The sequence below is a fragment of the Streptomyces sporangiiformans genome (assembly GCF_005768555.2).
Taxonomy (GTDB): domain Bacteria; phylum Actinomycetota; class Actinomycetes; order Streptomycetales; family Streptomycetaceae; genus Streptomyces; species Streptomyces sporangiiformans.
In genome coordinates this window covers 45,347-65,910 of sequence record NZ_VCHX02000183.1, presented here as the reverse complement: position 1 = coordinate 65,910, position 20,564 = coordinate 45,347, and the positions used below count along the sequence as shown (strand labels likewise).

26 protein-coding genes and 2 pseudogenes are annotated in these 20,564 nt (G+C 68.3%); 9 read left to right on the top strand and 19 right to left on the bottom strand.

The genetic code is table 11. The annotated features are described in order from the left end of the window. Positions 1–86 precede the first annotated feature (86 nt). From FGD71_RS34555 to FGD71_RS34545, 3 genes and pseudogenes are all read right to left on the bottom strand, one after another. On the bottom strand, positions 87–473 hold the full coding sequence (locus FGD71_RS34555) for a hypothetical protein (RefSeq protein ID WP_119104524.1): 387 nt from the start codon (positions 471–473) through the stop codon (positions 87–89). 631 nt (positions 474–1,104) lie between these two features. Then, positions 1,105–1,372, bottom strand: a pseudogene (locus tag FGD71_RS34550) (MerR family transcriptional regulator); the annotation flags it as partial. 207 nt (positions 1,373–1,579) lie between these two features. Continuing rightward, a complete protein-coding gene (locus FGD71_RS34545) occupies positions 1,580–1,780 on the bottom strand; it encodes a hypothetical protein (RefSeq protein ID WP_119104523.1) in 201 nt (66 codons plus the stop codon). 260 nt (positions 1,781–2,040) lie between these two features. Between FGD71_RS34545 and FGD71_RS34540 the strand changes: the two genes are divergently transcribed. Beyond that, positions 2,041–3,222, top strand: a complete 1,182-nt coding sequence (locus FGD71_RS34540; RefSeq protein WP_119104522.1) for a cytochrome P450 — start codon at positions 2,041–2,043, stop codon at positions 3,220–3,222. A 12-nt stretch (positions 3,223–3,234) separates the two neighbouring features. Beyond that, complete coding sequence (locus FGD71_RS34535) at positions 3,235–3,429, top strand: ferredoxin (RefSeq protein ID WP_119104521.1); 195 nt, start codon at positions 3,235–3,237, stop codon at positions 3,427–3,429. 48 nt (positions 3,430–3,477) lie between these two features. Here the strand turns inward: FGD71_RS34535 and FGD71_RS34530 are convergent, their stop codons facing one another. Together FGD71_RS34530 and FGD71_RS50305 are read right to left on the bottom strand one after the other, a co-directional pair. Then, the gene (locus FGD71_RS34530; protein WP_162931313.1) at positions 3,478–4,101 is read right to left on the bottom strand and encodes an HAD family hydrolase; all 624 of its coding nucleotides are present in this window, start codon (positions 4,099–4,101) and stop codon (positions 3,478–3,480) included. Positions 4,102–4,130: 29 nt separating this feature from the next. Beyond that, the gene (locus FGD71_RS50305; RefSeq protein ID WP_420878378.1) at positions 4,131–4,418 is read right to left on the bottom strand and encodes a serine hydrolase; all 288 of its coding nucleotides are present in this window, start codon (positions 4,416–4,418) and stop codon (positions 4,131–4,133) included. On the opposite strand from FGD71_RS50305, the gene FGD71_RS49310 reads away from it, so the two are divergent. Next, positions 4,347–4,523 carry a hypothetical protein gene (locus FGD71_RS49310; RefSeq protein ID WP_240436902.1) on the top strand — a complete coding sequence of 59 codons (177 nt, stop codon included), beginning with the start codon at positions 4,347–4,349 and terminating at the stop codon, positions 4,521–4,523. The two genes, FGD71_RS50305 and FGD71_RS49310, sit on opposite strands and share 72 nt — an antisense overlap. Before the next feature lie 106 nt (positions 4,524–4,629). Here the strand turns inward: FGD71_RS49310 and FGD71_RS34520 are convergent, their stop codons facing one another. Then, positions 4,630–5,562 (bottom strand): LysR family transcriptional regulator, encoded by a 933-nt coding sequence (locus FGD71_RS34520; RefSeq protein ID WP_119104518.1) that lies wholly within the window; start codon positions 5,560–5,562, stop codon positions 4,630–4,632. 131 nt (positions 5,563–5,693) lie between these two features. Between FGD71_RS34520 and FGD71_RS34515 the strand changes: the two genes are divergently transcribed. After that, on the top strand, positions 5,694–6,341 hold the full coding sequence (locus tag FGD71_RS34515) for a dihydrofolate reductase family protein (protein WP_119104517.1): 648 nt from the start codon (positions 5,694–5,696) through the stop codon (positions 6,339–6,341). 199 nt (positions 6,342–6,540) lie between these two features. Here the strand turns inward: FGD71_RS34515 and FGD71_RS34510 are convergent, their stop codons facing one another. The 5 genes from FGD71_RS34510 to FGD71_RS34490 all read right to left on the bottom strand — a co-directional run bounded on the left by FGD71_RS34510 (position 6,541) and on the right by FGD71_RS34490 (position 10,624). Further along, positions 6,541–7,302, bottom strand: coding sequence for a PIG-L family deacetylase (locus FGD71_RS34510; protein WP_119104516.1), 762 nt, complete (start codon positions 7,300–7,302; stop codon positions 6,541–6,543). 250 nt (positions 7,303–7,552) lie between these two features. Further along, a complete protein-coding gene (locus tag FGD71_RS34505; RefSeq protein WP_119104515.1) occupies positions 7,553–8,326 on the bottom strand; it encodes a L,D-transpeptidase family protein in 774 nt (257 codons plus the stop codon). A 412-nt stretch (positions 8,327–8,738) separates the two neighbouring features. After that, complete coding sequence (locus FGD71_RS34500; RefSeq protein ID WP_420878377.1) at positions 8,739–9,182, bottom strand: GNAT family N-acetyltransferase; 444 nt, start codon at positions 9,180–9,182, stop codon at positions 8,739–8,741. An 86-nt stretch (positions 9,183–9,268) separates the two neighbouring features. After that, positions 9,269–9,934, bottom strand: a complete 666-nt coding sequence (locus FGD71_RS34495; protein WP_276147173.1) for a TMEM175 family protein — start codon at positions 9,932–9,934, stop codon at positions 9,269–9,271. Positions 9,935–10,207: 273 nt separating this feature from the next. After that, positions 10,208–10,624 (bottom strand): peptidoglycan-binding domain-containing protein, encoded by a 417-nt coding sequence (locus FGD71_RS34490; RefSeq protein WP_119104513.1) that lies wholly within the window; start codon positions 10,622–10,624, stop codon positions 10,208–10,210. 370 nt (positions 10,625–10,994) lie between these two features. On the opposite strand from FGD71_RS34490, the pseudogene FGD71_RS49305 reads away from it, so the two are divergent. After that, a pseudogene (locus tag FGD71_RS49305) lies at positions 10,995–11,627 on the top strand (CatB-related O-acetyltransferase); the annotation flags it as partial. A 42-nt stretch (positions 11,628–11,669) separates the two neighbouring features. Then, positions 11,670–12,539: a nitroreductase/quinone reductase family protein gene (locus FGD71_RS48085; protein ID WP_276147174.1), complete on the top strand. Its 870-nt coding sequence runs from the start codon at positions 11,670–11,672 to the stop codon at positions 12,537–12,539. Here FGD71_RS48085 and FGD71_RS34480 read toward each other — a convergent pair. Next, a complete protein-coding gene (locus FGD71_RS34480) occupies positions 12,476–13,492 on the bottom strand; it encodes a LysR family transcriptional regulator (RefSeq protein ID WP_119104511.1) in 1,017 nt (338 codons plus the stop codon). The two genes, FGD71_RS48085 and FGD71_RS34480, sit on opposite strands and share 64 nt — an antisense overlap. A gap of 290 nt (positions 13,493–13,782) precedes the next feature. On the opposite strand from FGD71_RS34480, the gene FGD71_RS50300 reads away from it, so the two are divergent. Together FGD71_RS50300 and FGD71_RS34470 are read left to right on the top strand one after the other, a co-directional pair. Continuing rightward, positions 13,783–14,631 (top strand): GNAT family N-acetyltransferase, encoded by an 849-nt coding sequence (locus tag FGD71_RS50300; RefSeq protein ID WP_140936010.1) that lies wholly within the window; start codon positions 13,783–13,785, stop codon positions 14,629–14,631. Positions 14,632–14,686: 55 nt separating this feature from the next. Continuing rightward, positions 14,687–15,382, top strand: a complete 696-nt coding sequence (locus FGD71_RS34470; protein ID WP_119104509.1) for a DUF5701 family protein — start codon at positions 14,687–14,689, stop codon at positions 15,380–15,382. Between the two features lie 581 nt (positions 15,383–15,963). On the opposite strand, the gene FGD71_RS34465 is transcribed toward FGD71_RS34470, so the two are convergent. From FGD71_RS34465 to FGD71_RS34445, 5 genes are all read right to left on the bottom strand, one after another. After that, positions 15,964–16,386 (bottom strand): proline dehydrogenase, encoded by a 423-nt coding sequence (locus FGD71_RS34465; RefSeq protein ID WP_240436901.1) that lies wholly within the window; start codon positions 16,384–16,386, stop codon positions 15,964–15,966. Between the two features lie 201 nt (positions 16,387–16,587). Beyond that, positions 16,588–17,097 (bottom strand): RICIN domain-containing protein, encoded by a 510-nt coding sequence (locus FGD71_RS34460; protein ID WP_119104508.1) that lies wholly within the window; start codon positions 17,095–17,097, stop codon positions 16,588–16,590. A gap of 9 nt (positions 17,098–17,106) precedes the next feature. Then, positions 17,107–17,469, bottom strand: a complete 363-nt coding sequence (locus FGD71_RS34455; RefSeq protein ID WP_119104507.1) for a hypothetical protein — start codon at positions 17,467–17,469, stop codon at positions 17,107–17,109. 431 nt (positions 17,470–17,900) lie between these two features. Then, positions 17,901–18,185, bottom strand: coding sequence for a DUF6355 family natural product biosynthesis protein (locus FGD71_RS34450; protein ID WP_119104575.1), 285 nt, complete (start codon positions 18,183–18,185; stop codon positions 17,901–17,903). A 167-nt stretch (positions 18,186–18,352) separates the two neighbouring features. Then, complete coding sequence (locus tag FGD71_RS34445; protein WP_119104506.1) at positions 18,353–18,811, bottom strand: nuclear transport factor 2 family protein; 459 nt, start codon at positions 18,809–18,811, stop codon at positions 18,353–18,355. 300 nt (positions 18,812–19,111) lie between these two features. Here FGD71_RS34445 and FGD71_RS34440 point away from each other — a divergent pair, with 300 nt between their 5' ends. Beyond that, a complete protein-coding gene (locus tag FGD71_RS34440; protein ID WP_119104505.1) occupies positions 19,112–19,273 on the top strand; it encodes a mycothiol transferase in 162 nt (53 codons plus the stop codon). A gap of 67 nt (positions 19,274–19,340) precedes the next feature. Here the strand turns inward: FGD71_RS34440 and FGD71_RS34435 are convergent, their stop codons facing one another. Beyond that, the gene (locus FGD71_RS34435; RefSeq protein ID WP_181359327.1) at positions 19,341–19,832 is read right to left on the bottom strand and encodes a nucleotidyltransferase domain-containing protein; all 492 of its coding nucleotides are present in this window, start codon (positions 19,830–19,832) and stop codon (positions 19,341–19,343) included. Positions 19,833–20,069: 237 nt separating this feature from the next. Next, positions 20,070–20,546, bottom strand: a complete 477-nt coding sequence (locus FGD71_RS34430) for an iron chaperone (protein ID WP_119104504.1) — start codon at positions 20,544–20,546, stop codon at positions 20,070–20,072. Between the last annotated feature and the right edge of the window lie 18 nt (positions 20,547–20,564).

Here is a 20,564-nt window from a genome sequence, read left to right as displayed (position 1 = left end):
GTGTCTGTGGTCAACATGTGAAGCCTCTGGCCGTACGGGACTTGATCTCGCAGGCCCGTCTCCACCAGGGGCTTCACGGCCCTGTGTCAGGCCTTCTCCCTCTCCTTTTCCTTCTCCTCGTAGCTCTCCTGACGTTCCTTTGTTTCTCCCTTTGTACTGCCGCGCACGACCATGGTGGCTCCGCCTATGGCGAGGGCGATCGGCCATTCGAGAGCGCCGGCGACGGCGAGTACCCCCAGGCCGCCGTAAAAGAGCACATCCTTGGTCGGCGCTGTCGGCAGCCGGGATGTCACAGCCTGCGCGCTGGCCTTCAGGTCCCCCGGAGTGAAGTACGGAACGGGTACCTCGGGGTGGGCTGTGTGTATGTAGAGGAGCGTGTCCTGCTCCGCGTACTCCTGCTCGTCGGTCTTCCTGCGTTGTTCTTCCTCTGCCGTGGGGGGCTTCCCCTCGGCCCGAGCCGCAGTGGGAATCATCCGAACCCCTCGATTCGCCCGAATAGGATGAAGTGGTTGTTATCCATTCTTGCGCGCACAGGGCGCGGGCGGTACGGGGGTGGGTGGAGCCGTGTTGGTATCCCCGCGGACCACCCGCTGCACACTGTGCCGCGTATCGCCCCTGACCTGCTCATTCGTCGGTTCTCAGATGACCTTGGAACAGCCGGCGGACCGTCGTGCCCACCGCTCTCTCGGCCATCGTCGAGGGTCGGGCCATGCGGACCTCGGTCCGCTAGGCGCTGGGCATCCTGCCCGGCGGCAACCTCGGGGAGATCGCCTTCGTCCTGGCGACCAGCCTGCTCATCAGGCGCAGGGCGCTGAACGCCTGCCGGCGCCCCGAGGCCTTCCCTCGGCGATCACTGCCGGAGGGCGGCGGCCGGCCGGTACGTTGCCGAAGCGTCGGCCTGCGCGTTCGCTCGCGTGAAGGCGCCGGTGATCTTTTGCTCCCTGGCGGCGTCTCCGAAAACGTGGGCGCGTGTTCAAGGTCGGTGGGGCTGCTGTCTCCGGGCGTTCCAGCCGGTCACCGCGGCCAGGAGAGCCAGAGCCGGTACCAGAGCCAGCGCCATCCTGCTCCCCTCCGTCTCCGCGATGTGCGAGAACACCGCTGCCCCTGCCGCTCCAGCGCCTCGGCGAGCGCCGCGGCCACCTCGGGCAGTGAGACTTCCCGGTCCACGACCTTGCGGATCGTGGCCAGGTCAAGGCCCAGGTCGCGCAGGGTGCGCACGAGGTCGAGACGGGCGACGGCGTCGGAGCCGTACAGGCGGTAGCCGGTCGGTCGGCGGCACGACGCCCGCGTCGGAATAGAACCTGACGGTCTTGACCGTCAGACCGGTCCGCCGCGCCAGATCGCCGATCGAGTAGCGCGTGTCGCTGTTCATGCTCGCCACCCTCACATCTCCCCCTACGGGAGACTCAAGCCGCCTGCAACGGCCCGCAGCGACGACGACCGGTCGGTGCGCAGGGAGGCGTTGGTGGCGTTAGTGGCGGGGGAGTGGGAGCGCCGGACGGTCGCCGGAAACCGAGCTGCGCGGTCGTCAGACAGAACGTGGTGAACAGGGCGGTGCGACGTGCGCGCCCCGTGGTGCTCACCCCGGCTCGGAGCCGGCGTGCCGTGTGGTGTCGATCGCGTCGAGCTTGTTCCACCACTCCCAGTTCTCGGAGTAGTCCCCGCCCCAGAGCGTGCGCTGCAGGCAGCGTCCCTGGCTGGGGAAATGGAGGGCGTACACAGTCGTGTCGACCTGCGAGCTGAACGACCTGGCATGCCGGTGCACATGGTCGGCGGGCACGGCGAACCCGCCGGGCGGTTGTGCGCGGGGTTGTAGAACCCGCCGCCCCAAGCCGTTTGCCCGTGCGCCCACTGCGCTCGAGAGGGCCTGGCGCGCGATCCCGCGCGCAACCGCCCGGCGAAAATCCGGACTCGCTGGGGCGACGAGGTTCGGCCAGATGAGGCGTCCCACGGATCTGGCTGAACTTCGCGGTGGCTGCGTAGGTGCCCCGGGCATCTAATGAAGATCGGTAAGAGGAACCTTCGCTTGCGAGGTCATCGATGACGGAACCGGTCGCTTTCCCCCAGGACCGCACCTGCCCCTATCACCCGCCCACCGCTTACGAGCCGATGGCACGGCCCCTCTCTCGGGTGGCCCTGTTCGACGGCCGCGAGGTCTGGGTGGTCACCGGCCATTCCGTGGCCCGAGAACTGCTGGTCGACCAGCGCCTGTCGTCCGAGCGCGACCGCCACGGCTTCCCCATTCCCAGCGCGCGTTTCGCCGGGATCCGGGACCGCAGTGCGGCACTGCTCGGCGTGGACGACCCCAAGCACAACACCCAACGGCGGCTGCTGATCCCGAGCTTCACACTCAAGCGGACGGCTGCGCTTCGGCCACAGATCCAGCAGACCGTCGACCGGCTGCTCGACGCGATGGTGGCACAGGGACCGCCGGCCGAGCTGGTGAGCGCCTTCGCGCTGCCCGTGCCGTCGATGGTGATCTGCGCGCTGCTCGGCGTCCCGTATGAGGACCATGACTTCTTCGAGGCGCAGTCCCGCAGGCTGCTGCGCGGCCCAGAGGCCGCCGACACCTTGGACGCGCGCGACCAACTCGAGGCGTACTTCGGTACGTTGATCGACCGCAAACAGAAGGAGCCCGGCGACGGACTGCTCGACGAGTTGATCCACGAGCAGCTGCGCGAAGGAACGGTGGACCGGGCCGAGCTGGTCTCCCTGGCGACGATTCTGCTGGTCGCCGGCCACGAGACGACGGCGAACATGATCTCGCTCGGCACCTTCACGCTGCTTCGCCACCCGGAGCGGCTGGCCGAACTACGCACCGAGCCCGCCCTGATTCCGACTGCGGTGGAGGAGCTGCTGCGGTTTCTGTCCATCGCGGACGGGCTGCTGCGAGTGGCCACTGAGGACATCGAGATCGCCGGTACGACGATCCGGGCCGACGACGGGGTCGTTTTCTCGACGTCCGTCATCAACCGCGACGCCAACGCCTTCACGGAACCTGACACGTTGGACTGGCACCGCTCGGCCCGTCATCATCTCGCGTTCGGCTTCGGCATCCACCAGTGCCTCGGGCAGAACCTGGCCCGGGCTGAGATGGAGATCGCGCTGCGGACACTCTTCGAACGACTGCCCGGTCTGAGCCTGGCGGCTCCCGCGGACGAGATTCCCTTCAAGCCGGGCGACACGGTTCAGGGAATGCTCGAACTCCCCGTGACCTGGTAGAGGATAACCAGCATGCACATCAAGATCGACAGGGATTCCTGCATCGGGGCGGGCCAGTGCGCCCTGACCGCACCAGGCGTGTTCACCCAGGACGACGACGGTTTCAGTGAGGTGCTCCCGGGCCGAGAAGACGGTGGCGGCGACCCGCTCCTGCGGGAGGCTGCCCGCGCCTGCCCGGTCGGAGCGATCACTGTCTCCGACGGGTGAGGCTGTTTCCCAACTGCGTGCTGCTACCTCCGCGCGGTCGGCGGTCGGCTAAGCATCTTTTGTCGTCGAGCCCTTCAGCGTTCGGTGGAGCCCGGGAACGTCGCGGAACCAGTGCGTTTGGAAGCCCAGTGCCCGGGCAGCCTCGACGTTCGCCTGCGTGTCGTCGACGAAGAGGCACCGTTCCGGGTCTGCGTCGGCCGCCCGGCCCGCGCACAGGAATGCCTCTGGGGCCGGCTTCGCGTACCCGAGATCGCAGGACACCAGCAACTCCGTGAAGTGCTGAAGTTCCGGTTGCATCGCCTGCACGACCTGCCAGTAGTAGTGGTCGACATTGGACAGCAGCACGAGACGGTGGTTCTCGGACAGGGCTTTGACGAGGTCGGCCATGCCGGGCATCGGCCAGGAGTAGGGCTCGAGCCAGGCGGCTTCGAACTGCGGGTAGGTCAACGCGAGCCCGTGTACATCGACGAGTCGGCGATGCACCTGGTGCAGCGTCACCTCACCGGTGATGATCTCGGGGCGGGCCATGAGCCCCTCGAGGTGTTGAAGGGCCTCGTCGGGATCGGTGCAGTGCCTGGCGAGTCGCGCGGGCACGATGTCGTTGTCGAAGGAGATGATCACGCCGAAGAGGTCGAAGACGAAGGCTTCGACGCGCGGCATGTTTCGGCGCACGGACGTTCTCCTGTCGTTGGAGGGGTGGCTCATTGCCGCGGCTGAGGTCGGCGGTGTCGATGACCCACTCGACGACGTGCGGTCCGATGCCGTGCTCGAACAGCTCGGCGCCGAGGATGACCAGATGCCCAGGCGACTGCTGATTCCTGACGGAGTGAAACACCAGTACGCCTCGGTCGGATCGCGGTAGCGGTAACACCCTTTCCGCAGGAGTGCAGTGGGAAGAGCGAGTCACCATCCACATCGTGTCCAGTGGCGCGATCGGTCACCCCGGCCCAGACATCCACCACCAACTCGCCGTCGAGATAGGCGGCCACTTGCAGACCGACTTCCCGTCCTTCACCGACCAGCCGCTCGAGCACTGCCTGGATCCGCCCTGTACGTCCATGCCGCCCCTGATATGCCCGGAGAGAGTCTGCTGATCGACTCGCATCTCATCACGGGGCAGTGCCTCCGTGGCCCGCATCATCGCCGCTACGGTCTGGTTCGCCCTCGACGGTCATCAGGTACGGCCGCGCTTGTCCCTCCTCAGCGCCGATCTGCACTCGTGCTGGATCGACTGACCGGCGTCGGATCTTCCACCTCGTTCCGGTTCGGTATTCGGGACTGTGATGCCAGGATCTCGATCAGCGCGGTCGTGGCGGGTGGGTCTGGCGGGTCGCCGTATGTGGCGGCGTAGATCCGGCGGGCGTTGCCGGTGAGCAGTGTGGTGTGGATGCCCGGCGCCCGGTGGGCCTGCAACGCGAGTCCGTTGAGTATGGCGACACCCATTCCGGCGGCCACCAGCGCCTGGGCGACGACCGTGTCGTCGCAGGAGTAGGCGATGCGTGGTGAGAAGCCGGCGCGTTCGCATGCCGTGATCGTGGCGGCTCGGCAGCGTTCGCAGCCGCCGACCCATGCGGAGTCACGGTGGTCTTCGAGACGCTGATGGGGTTGGTCACTGACGAGGTAGATGGGGTCGTCCAGCAGGTGGGTGAGCCGGAATCCTTCCTCCTCCAGGGGAGTGTCGGTATGCCGGAAGATCAAGGCGATGTCGACATGCCCCGAGCGCAGCATCTGCAGGCCCTCGACCGGATGGGCGTCGACGAGGTTCAACTCGATTCCCGGGTGGGTCCGGGACAGCTCGGTGGCTGCCTTCGGTACGAGGGTGCTGAGGACCGTTTGGAAACCGGCGAGTCGTATCCGTCCGGCGCGGAGTCCCACGCGGGCGGCCAACTCGACAGAAGCGGCGTCCACTCGCCCCAGGATCTCTGCCGCCCGCTGCGCCAGGAGTTCGCCTTCGGGGGTGAGTCGGATACCGCGGCCCACTCGTTGGATGAGCCTGGCTCCGGTGGCGGCTTCCAGCCGCCCCAGGTGGTGGCTGACCGACGGCTGGGAGTAATGCAGCTCCTTCGCCGCTTCGGTCACCGATCCATGACGGGCGACCGCCTCCAGCACCTTGAGGTGAGTCAGGTTCAGCATGGATTAAGTTTATCTATGGGACCTGGGAGGAATTGGCATTGGACGTCATGATACCGGGACGGCCATCATCGCTGTAGGACCGAGCTGATCAGACCAAGCTCGACCAGCAGAAGTTAAAGGAGCCGCCAGCCATGTCACTCGCCCGCGTCCACAACTTCTCCATCTCGCTCGACGGGTTCGCCACCGGTGAGGGTCAGAGCCATGACGCGCCGTTCGGCCACGCCGGCGAAAGGCTGCACGAGTGGATGTTCGCCACCCGGTGGTGGCACCAGAGGATCGGCCAGTCCGGCGGGAGCGGCGGCCTCGACGACGCCTTCGTGCAGCAGTTCACGCCCGGGATCGGCGCGGAGATCATGGGCGCCGGGAAGTTCGGCTACCCCGGATGGCACGAGGACCCGGAGTGGAAGGGGTGGTGGGGGCCCAACCCGCCGTTCCACACACCGACCTTCATCCTCACCCATCACCCGCGCGCGTCGATCGAGATGGAGGGCGACACGACGTTCCACTTCCTCGACGCTTCGCCCGCCAAGGCGCTCGAGACGGCCCGCGAAGCTGCCGGCGGCCAGGACGTACGCATCGGCGGGGGACCCACCCTGATCCGCGACTTCCTTGCCGCCGGGCTCATCGACCACATGCACATCGTGGTGGTCCCGATCCTGCTCGGCCGAGGCGTACGCCTCTGGGACGAACTGGAGGGCCTCGAGAAGGACTACGAGGTCGAGGCCACCTCCTCGCCCAGCGGAGTCACGCATGTGACGTTCACCCGTGTGGGTCTCTGAACCGCCTCGGTTGAGGCCCGGAGCGCGGGTAGGGATCGAGGCCATGTCCCCCTTTTTGCGGGCTCCGGCGGCGTGCGTGTAGGCCAGCCACTCCACTGCAACCGAGTCCGCACCCGGTGCGGACCATGGACCCTTCGTGAGCCGTTGAGGCCTCGGACTCGCGCGACCGGCGCAGACCAACCGCAACCGGCCCACACGTTCAGGAGGTCAGTACCGTTTGGACTGCCGCCCCGGAGGCGGGACCGTGGCGGATGTACCACTCGGTGGACAGCAGCCTCTCTCGCGCGGCCGGCGTGAGACCGGCGATCCGCCCCGGCAGGGCTCCCCTCTCGACCTCGGTACGGTGGGCCAGCACAGCGCTGAGCTTCTGCTCAAGCCATGGGCCCACATCAATTGTTACGGTGATCCACTCGTCCGGGACGCTGTACATCGCCCTTCCTTCGCGGACCAGGCGTGCGCCCAGCGCTTGTGCGGCAGAGCGCGGATGAGTGGCCAGGTAGAGAGAGCCAGGCTGCCAGGGGGTGCCGGCCTCCGGGTAGAGCAGGTCCAACCCGGCAGCCTGGACTGCGAGCGTGGTCACCCTGTGGGTGTGGACATGGTCTGGATGGCCGGTCAGCCCACCGTAGGCGTCATGAGTGAGGACGATGTCCGGGCGAAACTCCCGGATATGCAGGACCAACCTCCGTACCGACTCATCGAGCGAAGCATCACAGAACCGGACACGGCCCGGGGCCGACTGTGGTGCGCGGGCATCGGCGTACCCGAGCATTCGCGGCTTGCCGGCGCCGAGGATGCGGAGCGCATCGGCGAGCTCCGCGGCCCGCTGAGTGTCCTCTGCCCAGGTCGCCGTGACGACTGCGGTTCGAGCACCTGCGGCAGCGTGGCGGGCGAGGACGCCGCCCGTCGACAGGGACTCGTCGTCGGGGTGCGCGAACACTGCGAGGAGGCTCGGCAGAGGCATCGCTGGATCACCTTTCGCCCTCTTCCCCGGCCCAACGCGCCCGTGAACCACGGAACAGTCGGTCGCTTCTGACGCAACATTGTGGACGCGCAACGCTGTGGCGGTGCAAGAGGAGGAAGTCCTCGAGTGCACAACCGGGGCCACCCACCCCGCCCCCCACATGCTCCACGGGATCGAACGCTGGCCTGTTCGCGTGTGGCCCCCGCAGTGAGCCCGCTCCAGGCGCCCGTAGCACTCCAGGTTTCGTCGCTCACTTCCCGAGGGAAGTTTCGGGTCCCATGACCACGACCGGTTTCTTGGTTGGGTCCAGCCAGCGCAGCAGTTCCTTCATCCGGCTTTTCGGCAGTGCTATGCAGCCGTGGGTCGGACCGCCGTGGTCCAGATGGATCCAGATGCCGCCGCCTTTGGCCGTGCCCAACGGTCGGCTCCGGTCCAGTGGGGTGGTGTGTGGGATGCGGTTGTAGTTGATGGCCACCACGTAGTCGAAGGATCCTTCCAGCGACTCTCCCTCGAAGCCGGTGCCGCTCACAGTGAAGGCGGACTCCTGTTCGTAGGGGAGCCGTGTGCCCGGATCGGGCAGCCGCCCTCCGGCGTCGGTGAGGCCGTACACGCCGATCGGTGAGCGGAGGTCGCCCTGCCTGTGGTCCTCGGTCCAGCCGCGCAGAGCGTTACGTGCGTGCCAGGGGCCGACGGCTTTGCGCCAGCCCTGGACAGGGGCACGCTCGTAGAGCATGACGGTGGCCCGGTGGGAGTTCCTGCTACCGCCGGTCACCACGACTGCCTGCCGGTTGGCGGTCGTGAGCCGGGCGCGGATCTTCGGGCCCAGCGCGGGTATTTCCATGGGCCGGATGATGTGCGGCTGGGGCGCGGGCCTTCCGGTGCTGCCTGCCGCCCCTCCTGCCACGCTCACCGTTCGTCGGGCTACGGCGGACGCGCCGTCGCCGACGGCCGAGCAGACATTGAGCAGCAGACCGGCGCTCACCAGTGCGGCGAAGGCCGGAAGCGGCGCTATGTGGGGCGACATATGCGGACCCTTCGAAGGAATTCCTCCTGCCACTTGGGACGCTATGGGCCTCCCGTTGGGATCGACGCGCGCTGTTGCGCCGAACGGGAACGAATATCGATCTTTTGGCCGACTATCGGAGGCTGCGGCCGCCAAGGGCCCACACGCCCGCTCACGCCGGTCATCAGCTCTTCGACCGGGCGCGGTCATTGGATGTTCTGGGTACTCAGTCCGCCGGTGTCCGGGCGGGCGGTTCAGTGACACGTCTCGGGTAACCGGCATCGGCCGGTGACGCGCCATCACCTTCTTGACCAGCCCCGCAATGGGGTTCCCGGCCTCTCCCGGAGGTACTGGTTGACCGCGGATGAGGCGCATGGCCACCGACTCCTTGGCGAACAGCACACCACCGCAGGCTCCGCGAACCCCGACGTGATCAGTTGCCAGTCGGGTCGTAGGCCGGCGGGCGCACCATGAACACGTCCACCGGATCCTCGGTCTCGAGTGTGAACCCGTGCCGCTCGTACAGCCGTCGGGCCGGACTGCCCCGCAGTACGTTCAACCGCACAGGGACGCCGTCGCGGTCGCACTGCTCCAACAGCTCGCGCAGCACGTCCGAACCGATACCGCTGCCTTGAAAATGCGGGGCCAGATAGAAGTGCTCCAGCCAGTGAGCGTCCTCGGCACGGCGCAGCGCCACGCAGCCGGCGAACGCGCCGCCCACCTCGATGACCCAGGTGTGCGCCGGTTCGAACCCGTCCCGCAGTCGCTGCCGCACCCGCTCCTCGTCATACCGCCCGAGCCGTTCCAGATCCGCTCGCAACACCACGGCACGCAACTCTGCCACTGCCGCGACGTCCGACTCCGACGCCGGGCGCATACCCCAGTCCGCCACGATCGACACGCTACCGCGCCGGGCTCCTCCCGGTTTCGTTGATCCTCTGACTCCACGAAACCACGCGATGATCATTTGTCAGACAGGCCGTAGGCGCCGACCTGCTGGGCGGCCACGCGCAGGCGCTTGCCCCGCCTGCCGGTCACGAACTTGACCGGGATCAGCACCGCCCACCACAACTTCGCGCCCGTCGGGGAGACGAAGGCGAGCGGCACGGCGGCGGCGAAGACCAGCACCGTCGACGCCAGATCGGCCACATCGTTGCGCGCGACGGGATCGGGCAGCGCCGCACCACTCAGCCAAGGGCGCTTCCAGATGGCGACCATCAGCGCGAGTTGTGTGGCCCCCATGGCCGCGACGGCGCCGGAGTAGACGGCCACCGCCTGCGAAAGGTCCCCGTACTCGGCCAGCAAAGTGGTGGGGAAGGGCATCATGGCGATCAGCCCAAGGCTCAGCAGCCCGAGCTGGGTGACCGTCGCATCCACCTCCCGCACGTAACGGAAGATCTGGTGGTGGCCCCGCCAGAACGCCGCGATGACCAGAAAGCTGAGGGCGTACGCCCACACATTGGGCATCACATCCCCCAGCGCCTCCTCGAAACCGGCGAGGTCCAGCCCGGAGGGCAGCGTGATGTCCAGCGCGAGCAGCGTCATCGCAATGGCGAACACGCCATCCGACAGCGCGAGGAGTCGGACCGCGCTCCCCTCGTTGTCCCGCACCCGCTGCTGGTCGTTCACAACCTCCCACCCTAGGTCAAACGCACCCGAAAGCCGTGATTGATGGAGAGGGCCCACCCGGGCGGGTCCGAGGCAGGCAGCTGACGTTCCCGCCCGCAGAGGGAATCGTTGCGCTGAATCCGTGAACCGTGGTGTACGAGACTGCGGTGTTACCGGTCGGGGTCGCGGCCTGGGCCGTGCCTGTCCCGACTGCGGTGACTGCTGCGGCGGCAGTGGCGAGGGCAGCCAGGCCGAGTGCCGATCGACGCATACTCAAGGATCTCTCCCGCCCGCTCAGTTGATGGTCATCAGCCAGTACCAGGTGTTGGGCCCGACCACCCCGTCGACGGAGAGGCCGGCGTTCCCCTGGAAGGTCCGGACGTAGCGGTTGGTGGTGGGACCGAAGATGCCGTCGACGAAGCCCGGACCGGGAGCTCCGAGTTGGGAGGCCAGCAGTTCCTGGGCGTAGCGCACACAGGCTCCGGTGCTGCCCTGGCGCAGGTAGACGTTGGGAATCTTGAGGGCTACCACGTCGCTGCTCGGGCGGTAGATGCGCGTGCCGACTTGGTTCACGCAGTCCGAGCGGCTCGAGGCGGCGGCGTAGGTCGTCGCCGCGGGTTCGGCGGCGGGCCGATCGCCGGCTTGAGCCGGCGCGGCCGTGGCGCCGAGGGAGAGCGCGGTTCCGAATGCTGCGGTCGCCAGCGCCGCCACTGTCCGGTCTGGTCGGCGTCCTGTCCGGGGCACGCCCGGCCCGATGCCAGGGGACGCAGCGACCGTCCTCGAAGGATCTCCAGCACCTATCGGGACGGCAACTTCGAAAGCGCCGACACCCAACTGGCCACGATGTGCGGAGCCGTGTGCGCACCATGCGTGGACAGGATCTTGAGACATCTTCCCTGGCCGGCTCCAGGGTCCAGGTCGCGCCGGCGCCGCACGGGAACCGACGCGCTTCCACCACGGATGGGACCGCCTTCAGGTCGGCCAGGATGACGGCAGCCAGGGCGCTCGATTAGCCAGGGGTTATGGATCGTTCCCGAAGCCGTCGTTGATCGACCGGTCCGGGTCGGGAATCGTGAGGATCATGTCCACGATTCCCGACCCGACCATGCTGCACCCCCTGCCGGAGCACGAGCGCGTGGTACTGCTCAAGCCCCTCGTCACCGATCCGCGCATCGAGGTCGGCGAGTTCACGTACTACGACGACCCGGACCGCGCCGAGGAGTTCGAGCAGCGCAACGTGCTGTACGCGTACGGCCCCGAGCGCCTCGTCATCGGCAAGTACTGCGCGATCGCCACCGGCACCCGTTTCCTCATGGCGGGCGCCGAACACCCCACACTCGGGGTGTCCACCTTCCCGTTCACGATGTTCGGCGGCGACTGGGCCGAGCGCACCCTGGACATCGTCACGTCGATGCCGAGCCGCGGCGACACGATCGTCGGCAACGACGTGTGGTTCGGGCACGGCGTCACGGTCATGCCGGGCGTGACGATCGGTGACGGGGCGATCATCGCCACCGGGGCCGTCGTCACCTCCGACGTGCCGCCGTACACCGTCGTCGTCGGCAACCCGGCCCGCCCCATCAAGCAGCGGTACGACGACGAGGACGTCGAGCGGTTGCTGCGCGCCGCCTGGTGGGACTGGCCCGTCGAGCTGGTCACCGAGCACGTCCGCACGATCATGTCCGGCACCCCGGCGGAGATCGAGACCGTCGCCGCCGAGCAGCTGAAGTCGACCGTCGCCGAGTGGAACCGGGCCGTGGTCGAGGAGTTTCGGGCGAACGGCGGCAAGGTGGGCGGCCCCTTCGAGGGCGGCACCCTCGCCCTGCTCACCACGGCCGGGGCCAAGACCGGCCGGTCGCGCATCAGCCCCGTCGGCCATCTGGAGATCGACGGGCGGGCGGTCGTCATCGCCTCCGCGGGCGGCGGCGACAAGAACCCCTCCTGGTACCACAATCTGCGCGCCAACCCCGTCCTGACCGTCGAGGTCGGCATCGACACCTACCAGGCCCGCGCCCGAATCACCGAGGGTGAGGAGCGTGACCGGCTCTTCGCCCGCGCCTGCGAGATCGCCCCCGGGTACGCCGACTACCAGCGGCAGACCGACCGGGTCCTTCCCATCGTCGTCCTGGAGACCGAGGTCTACGACGACGGGCGCCGGGCGCGCGGGCTCGGCCGGGAGCTGGCCGAGGTGCACGCCTGGCTGCGCCAGGAGATCGGCGAACTGCGCGAGCGGGCCGCCGCGTTCGTCGCGGGGCAGGGCGAGCAGCCGCGGTCGGGCGACGTCGTACCGGACGTACTGAAGGACCTGCGGGACCACTGCCTCAGCTTCTGCCAGGCGCTGGAGGTGCACCACGGCGGCGAGGACGAACACGCCTTCCCCGCACTGGAGAAGACGTTCCCCGGCCTGGCCCCGACCCTCGCCCGGCTGCGCGAGGAGCACCGCACCGTGGCCCGCCTCCGCTCGGACATCGCCGACCGGCTGGAGAAGCTGGAGGTCGGCGACCCGGACGGGGTGATGGACGAACTCGACCGGCTCATCGGACAGTTGCAACGGCACTTCGCCTACGAGGAGACCACCCTCGTCACCGCGCTGGACGCCCTGGGGTTCGCTCCGGCCCGGCCGTGAGCGCCTCCTGCCGGGTGAGGGTCTCCTGCTGGGTGAGCGCCTCCTGCCGGATGGGGGGCCTCGCGGGGCAGCTCGTCCAGGACGTCCTCGGCGGCCCGCACGTACGCCCGGACCAGCTCGGTCTCGGCCGCCGCACGCCAGATCAGCGCCCACCGGCCGGGCGGGGCGTCCTCGATCGGGAGGTACACGATGCCGGGGCGCTGGTAGTAGCGGGGGCCGTCGGCGTGCACCACGGCGGCGAGGCCCTCGTGGAGGACGAAACCCTCGACCTCCTGGAAGGTCGTGACCACCGGGCCCCGGGGGATCGGTCGCCCGCTCGGCGTGTGGAAGGGCTCCAGAGCCCCCACCCAGTAGCGCGGCGCCGGTTCAGGGATCGCCGGAAGGACGCAGTCGCCGAGGTCTTCCAGGCGGACGCGCCCACGACCGGCCAGCGGATGGGCGTCGGAGAGCATCAGGGACAGCGGTCCCTCCATGACCACCGGCCCCACGGCCAGATCGGGCTCCTGCACGGGCAGCCAGCAGGTCTGCAGATCGACCTCGCCGGCGCGCAGCAGCCCGAACGGGTCACTGAAACCCACCTCGTGGAAGGAGAGCCCGCAAGACGGATACCGCTGCCGGAACACCCTGGTGACCGGCGCCAGGTCGTGGGCGTTGGGGCCGAAGATCCCCAGCCGCAGGGAGCCCCGAACTCCCCGCGCGGTCTCCATCGCGGACTCCACCCCGTCGCGGATGCGCTCGTACCCGGCGCTCAGGTCGTCGCGCAGCCGCGCACCCAGCGGGGTGAGGGCGACCCGGCGGCTGGTCCGCTCGAACAGCGCGGCGCCGATGCGGCGTTCCTGTTTGGCGATGGCCTGACTGACCCGGGCCTGGGTGATGTGCAACCGCTCTGCCGTCCGCCCGAAGTGCAGTTCCTCCGCTAATGCCAGAAATATCTCGATGTCCCGCAGCTCCATGCCGCCCTCCCCCGTGGACCAATACCCCGCAAGACCCTAACCCGAGGAGATCACCCAGCTCATGGGAAATCGAGTCAGCATCGTTTCCGTCGAACCGGCCTCCCGGGCCGACGCCCACGTCTGGCACGAGGTCGTCACCGCGTCGATGGCCGAGGACCTGGCCGGCGTACCCCCGCCGACCCGTGCCCAGGCGCACACGAGACTCANCCCAGGCGCACACGAGACTCACCGGGCCGGGACCGGGACCGGGGCCGGGACCGGGGCCGGGGCCGGGGCCCGGTCCCGGCCCGGTGAGCAGGCTGCTGACCTGGCTCGCATACGAGGATGACGACGGCGCGGGCCGCGGCCGAGCGGTCGGCGCAGCCACCCTGCGCCTGTTCGACCGCGCGGGCCAGGAGCACCTGGCCGAGACGGACCTGCACGTACGACCCGATGCGCGGCGCCGGGGCACCGGCACGGAGCTGCTGTCCGCCGTGGTCGCCGAGGCGAAGGCGGCAAGGCGCCGCAGCCTGATCGCGGAGGTGCCCGCGTGCACCCCCGCCGAGCTGTTCTGCGTACGGCACGGTCTCCGCCGTGCCCGGCCCCTGTACCACCTCCTGCTGCCCCTGAGCGAGGTGCACCGCGGCTGGCTCGACGAACTGACCGCAACGGATCACCCGGGCTACCGCCCCGCGGAGTGGGACGGCATCGTGCCGGGCACGCTGGCGGACGCCTTCGCCGCTGCCAGGAAGGCCATGAACGTCACGCCCGTCGGCTCCACCGACCACGGCGCGGTCGGCTGGGACGCCGGCCGGGTGCGCGCCATGGCCGAGGTCGTCACCGGCCGCGGCGACACCCTGCTGACCGTCGCGGCCCTGGACGGCGACGAGATCGCAGGCTTCACAGAGGTCGTGATTCCCCGCGGCACGGCCACCCGTGCCCGGCAGTACGACACCGTCCTGGTACCCGACCGCCGCGGCCACGGCCTCGGCGTGTGGCTCAAGGCCCACATGCTGCGCCGCCTGCACGACGAGTATCCCCAGGTCACCGAGATCGAGACCGACAACGCCGCGGACAACGTGCACATGCTCGCGGTCAACGAACACCTCGGCTTTCACCGCGAGCGCACCACCTACCAGTACCAACTCACCCTCGAGTAGGGGAAGTCCCTACCGACACCACGAGAAGCAACGCAAGAAGACGAGAGGAACCCACATGGCCACAGCCGGCCCCACCCCCTTCGACCCGGCCGCCGAGTTCGACCGGCAGGTCCGCACCCTCACCGAGCTCGGGTACCCGAAGCTGTCCGGCCTCGCCCCGGAGCGGTTCGCCGCCCTGCTCGAGCCGCTGCGCGCCACCGCCCTGACGGCGGTGGCCGGGGAGGCGGCCGGGGAGTACGACCCCGAGTCCGGCCGCGTGCCGTTCGTTCTGGTCGTCACCCGCGAGCTCGCCCCGATCGAGGAGACGATGTCGCGCACCACCCTGCACGGCGGGAAGCTTCCTGGATTCGTCGACCGGTCCTTCGAGCCCGGCGCCCTCGAGCGTTTCGTCGCCACGCCGGAGGCGCGCCATCCCGGCCGGCACGCGTATCTGATTCTCGAGGTCGAACGCGGCGAGGAGTTCTGCGGCTCCGTACCACTCGACGCCATGGCCACCATCGCCGGGCGCGGGCGCTCCCTCCTCACGATCGAGGAGGGAGTCGCCCTCATCACCCACTTCCCGCAGGTACTGGTGAAGAACAAGTGCTTCTCGCTCGGCGGCTCCCGGAGCGGCGACCGACGCGTACCCGCGATCTGGATCAGCCAGAAAGCCCCCAAGCTGGGCTGGTGCTGGGAGGGCAACCCGCACACCTGGCTCGGCATGGCCTCCGCCGGCGACCGGCGCGCCACCGCCGGGAGCTCCGGCTCCTGACGCAGAACACTGCAACCACGCGCCTCGGACCGGGCTGTCGGCGATGGCACGGCCCACGGGTACGGACTGCGACGTCACTTCTCGGCTCATTACGGCCGGCCATGAGCGGATGCCACTGGGTCGACCGACCCGCCGGGCACTATGAGCGGACAGGTTGGCGCAAGCGCATCCGAGCGGCCTACTTCACCGGCGTCCAGTGGCACACGGGCTGCGGACACTTCCGCGAGTCTGAGCCGTGCTGGGATTCCGTGAGCGTGGACGTTCCCGGTGGCTACACCCGGCAGGAAAGGCGTCATCACGTGGAGTCGCTGCGAGCGCAACGAGGGTGGTAAAGCGGTCTGGTGATGCGGACCGCACCACAAGCGCACCAGATCGAGCGGGGAACAGCGGGGAATCACGGTGAAGGCAAGCGTCGCCGGTGAGGCAACACCCCGACCGTTCACCCAAGTCAGCGGCCAAGCTGCACACAAGTGATCGCAGCTTCCCAAGCTGAGAGCGCGAGTTCGATTCTCGTCACCCGCTCCATGGAAAAGGCCCAGGTGGGCGGCAACCGTGGCAGCCTGCCGGTTGGGCCCGAGTCACTAGTAGACGCGTATCCGGCTGTCGCCGAGGACGTCGGCCGCCGCCGCGCGGAGGCCCTTCACTGCCTGGTACAACAGATGCTCCCGCTCAGCGGCGAGCGCGGTGTCCGCGACCTTGTGGGAGGTGTCACCCGCGTGGGCATCACGCACCATGCGCCGCATGACCTCGGCGAGGTCGTCGGCCGCGTGGACCACACGGTAGAGCGCCTCCACCACGGACGGCGGGCCTTCGAGGATGACGAACTCGGCGGCCCGGTGAACGCCGCGGACCTGGGCGGCGAAGTGCTCCATCTTCTCGTCGACCTCCCGCAGGTCCGGCCGGTCCGCCCGCAGCGCGTCGCGCACGGCGTCCAGGGCGACATCGCGGTCGTACACCGCGCCCAGGTAGTTCGCGTAGGGTCCCGGCGATGCTGCCGGCGCCACTGGCCGAACTGCGAGCGCGCCGCCGTGCGCCCGGTGACCATCGCGGAGCCGAGGGTGGCGAGTGACCCTACGGCGGCGCCGAGCAGTGCGGTGAGTCCAGCATCCATGGCCCCATTCTGCCTACGGCAAGGCCCTAGTTGGCCTCCGACCTGGGCTGCTGTACAGAAATCGAGAGAGTCAGAGGGCCTCCGGAGCCGTCGCCTAGTTGTTGCTCGTTGCTGGTAATGGTGGGTACCGAGCTCGGCGAGGGCACCGCTTCAAGCGGAAGACCTGGCCCGCGTCGCCGGAACCGCAGGGAAGCTGGAGCACAGGGGCCCATTTGTCCTTGGAGCCGCCGGGCACCGAGACGCAGACGTTGGTGTGCAGCTGCAGGAGGCGACAATCGTCGGCTCCGGCCGGCTTCAGACGGAAGCGTTCGGAGTTGCCTCGGTGACCGCAGTAGTCGTCCATCATCCGGGCGCCCTTCTTGGTACTGCCGTTGTCCACGCTCAGGCAGCCGTAGCCGAAGACCGGGTGCAGGGAACGGATCCGGTACACCCCTTCCCTCTGCTCCTCCAGGGCGTAGGTCGGGCTGCTGCCGCAATCGGCCTGGTACACGTAGCCCGCCTCATCGCCGTCGCGCTCAGACAGGCACAGTGACGACACGAGCGACCGGATGCGGTACAAAGCGGTGATCCCGTACGAGGCGCGCCCCCGGCCGTGAACGGGCACGGACCGTGGTCAGAACTCGGGGAAGCAGTCGTGCCCGATGACCCTTGCCCCGCCGTCTTCGTCTTCAGGGATGGCGGTGGCGTGCTCGCAGATCCACGGCCGCTCCCAGGGGACGATGATCCTGACGCGTTCGGAGACTACGCCCTCGGTTGGGGCGCCATTGCCGGCCTGGCAGTCGCTTCCAAAAATGATCGGCGGATAGACGGGGGGCCTGGGAAGGTCACGTCGGCAGATGTACGTGGGCAGGTCTGCGGGCGCAGCGGCGAGGGATGTGGCCGGGCCGGCGGCGTGGGCAGGAGCGGTGAGCAGACCGGCGACAGCGAGTCCGGCGGCGCCGAGAACGGGGGCCAGCGTAATGCGGAACAGACGCATCCGGAGGCTCCTTTCGGAGATTATCGCATAGGGTAATTGTTTAACTGCGTGTGGTGAGTTCACTGCTGTTGCTCGCAAGGATCTGCCGGACGCGAAGCTGGGTACCCCCTTCAACAGCGGCTCCGCGAACCGATTGCGCTGCGCACCTCCGCGCGATTCAGGGCCGCGGCACGCCGCGGCCCTGGCGGGTGAAGAACGCTGCCGCGTCGCCGGAGGCGCCGAGGTCGCCCTTCGTCCTCACCTTCGAGGCGGCAACGTGGTCTCGGTGCGCTGTCCGATGCGCGGCTGACCCTGTCTATGCGTATGAGCAGCAGTTCGACAGCGGTGGGGGAGGGGCCGACCAGGACGCCGTCGAAGGCCCTGAATGTTCCCGGCGTCCGACGCCGACCCCTGACAACCTCAGGGCCGGCCCGCGTCGCGTACGAGAGGGGTCAGCAGGTCCGCCCGACGTAGTGCGCACCGTCGATCTTGCTGGCCGAGCCGAGCCAGGAAACACCGGGACCCACGCACCTCTCGTAGTTCGGGCCCCACACCTCCACCTCGATGACGACGCGCGAGCCGTCGCCCGTGCAGTGGTTGTAGTACGCGTCGCTGCCCGTCTCGTAGAACCCACAGGGGTTGGCGGCCGCGGTTGCCGTTGCGCCCGGGACCAGCGCAAGGGCACTGCTGACGGCCACGGCGGCGAGGACGGTGGGCAGGAAGCGGCGGACGCTCATGGACTTCTTCTCCTTGTGAGGGTGAGATCCGACGCCGGAAGGCTCGGACACAGGCAGCATCGGTGATCATCTGACACCAGCTCAGCGTTTCTCCCGGACGAGGTGCACGGGTTCACCCTCCTGGGTGCATCATCCGCGCACTGCCGGGGGCCAGGCCGCCCGCGCCCTCAAGGGGCGCAGGCCTCGGCGATCGACAGGCTGTTCTCGTAGAGGTGGTGCCGGGTGATCCGGCCGTCCTCGACGGTGAGGTGCAACGCGAACGGGCCCTCGAAGGCCTTTCCCGTCGCGCGTACGGTCCCCGACAGGTGCCCCATCAGGACGGCGTCGGTGCCGTCGACGAGGAAGGTGTCGACGGAGGCGCGCGCGTCCTCGGGCACGGTGTGCTCCGTCAACTCCGCGGACTGGGCGGCGCATTCGGCAGCGGTGGACCGCGGGCGGATCCACGGGACGGCGGGGTTTTCGGCGAGCAGCCAGTCGACCTCGTCGGCGAAGAGCGCGACGAGCCGCCCAGTGTCCCCGGCCAGCCGGGCGGCAACGAACTCCTGCACGACGGCCCGGGTGGCCTCGGCGACGGAACCAGCGGTGGTGACTGAACTCGCTGTGGCGGCGGTGGACTTGACGGACATGGCGCTCTCCTCGAAGCTGCGGCCGGATCCCGGCGGGGGTTCCCATCGATGTGCTTGATCCTGCCGGGGGGAGGGGAGAGCGGTCGATTACCCCGGGGGTAATGAGCGGCCAATAGTGACAAGGCACGCCTGCTTCGGCGGAGGTGTCGGCTTACACAGGAACGTCCCGGCCTCGGACGGATAAACGTGGCCACCTCTTATGAGGGCGCTTTGATGGTCTGTTGCTTCTCCCTGTTCGCATGATCTGGTCTAGTCAAGCATCTTGGTGGTGTCGAACTCGGCTGGTTCTGCGCCTCGTTCCTGGACGACGTCGGCACAGCCTTCGCCTTCTTCGACGGCGCCACCATCTCGCTGCGCTGGGCCATGATCCATGTGCTGGAGGAGACGATCCGGCACGCGGGGCACTTGGACATCATCCGGGAGCTGTCCGACGGCGCGACAGGAGACCACTGCTGGGAGTGATGATCGGTAGCCATCACCCTCTTGTGATCGAACCTCAACGATCCGAGGCTCGGTGTTCTGCTATGGATCAAAAGTGGGTGGCGATCCCGAAGACACGGCGGAGTTGGGCCATGTCATGCCGGTCATGTTCCAACGGCTGGTAGCCCTGGTGGAAGTAGACCTGCTGCTCGGCGGACAGACACGGAACCGTCGCTCCCTTGATGGTGCCGGTAACAAAGCACGAGGAGGGATAGGTGAACGGGTGCTCTGGTTGGGGTGATGCCTGTTCTGCGGAACCGTCCTCGGCGAAGACCAGCGGATGCAGGTCGATCTCCCGTCTGTCCGGGGCGGTGACGACGAACCGGATCGGCCGCCAGTTGAGACTCTCCGTAAAACCGTCGTCGTAGAGAGCCGCCGTCACGGCGGCTTCCTGATCCTGCCGGTGCATCAGGTCCAGGTCGCGATGGTCTCGAGTCTGCTCACCGACCAGAGCATCGATCCCCCAGCCCCCACCAATCCAAATGTCCACCTTGGCTTGTCGCAGCACGGTCAGGACGGACAACACGTCTTCAGCTGTCATCACCCGACGCAGGCTAGAAGCCATGACGCGGAACAGCGAACGAAATTCCCTGTGCGCCCTCTCAGCCGACGCCGGGCAAAGGTCGGCGCCCACGCGGGTGTCCCGTGGAGCCCTCCAGGGGACACCGGCGTACTGATCAGGACCGGTGGTGAGCCGGACCAGGCGGGGTGTGGCTCCGGTCGGTGTCACGCTGGTCAAGACCGAACGGGTTGGTCCTCCACTGATGAGGACGCGGTCTCAGCTCGCCGCTTTCCCGATGAGCTCGACGATCCGTGCCTCAGCGTCGGCGGTCAGCTCCGTCAGGGCGTAGGTAGTGGGCCACATGGTGCCTTCGTCGAGCTTCGCCTGGTCGCTGAATCCGAGCGTGGCGTACCTGGTCTTGAACTTCTGTGCGCTCTGGAAGAAGCAGACGACCTTGCCGTCCCTGGCGTACGCGGGCATTCCGTACCAGAGCTTCGGCGAGAGGTCCGGCGCTGCGGACTTGACGATCTCGTGGAGCCGCTCGGCGAGGACGCGGTCCGCGTCCGTCATCTCGGCGATCTTCGCGAGCACGTCTTTCTCCCCGTCCGCCTTGGCCCTGCGCGGGCTGCGGCGCGCGGACGCCTTTAGCTCCTGGGCATGTTCCTTCATCGCGTCGCGTTCCTCGGCCGTGAACCCGTCGAACTTCTTGTCGGCCGTGGCAGTGCTCAGGGCGGACTTCTGCACCTTCGTCATGGCAGGTTTCCTTTCCTC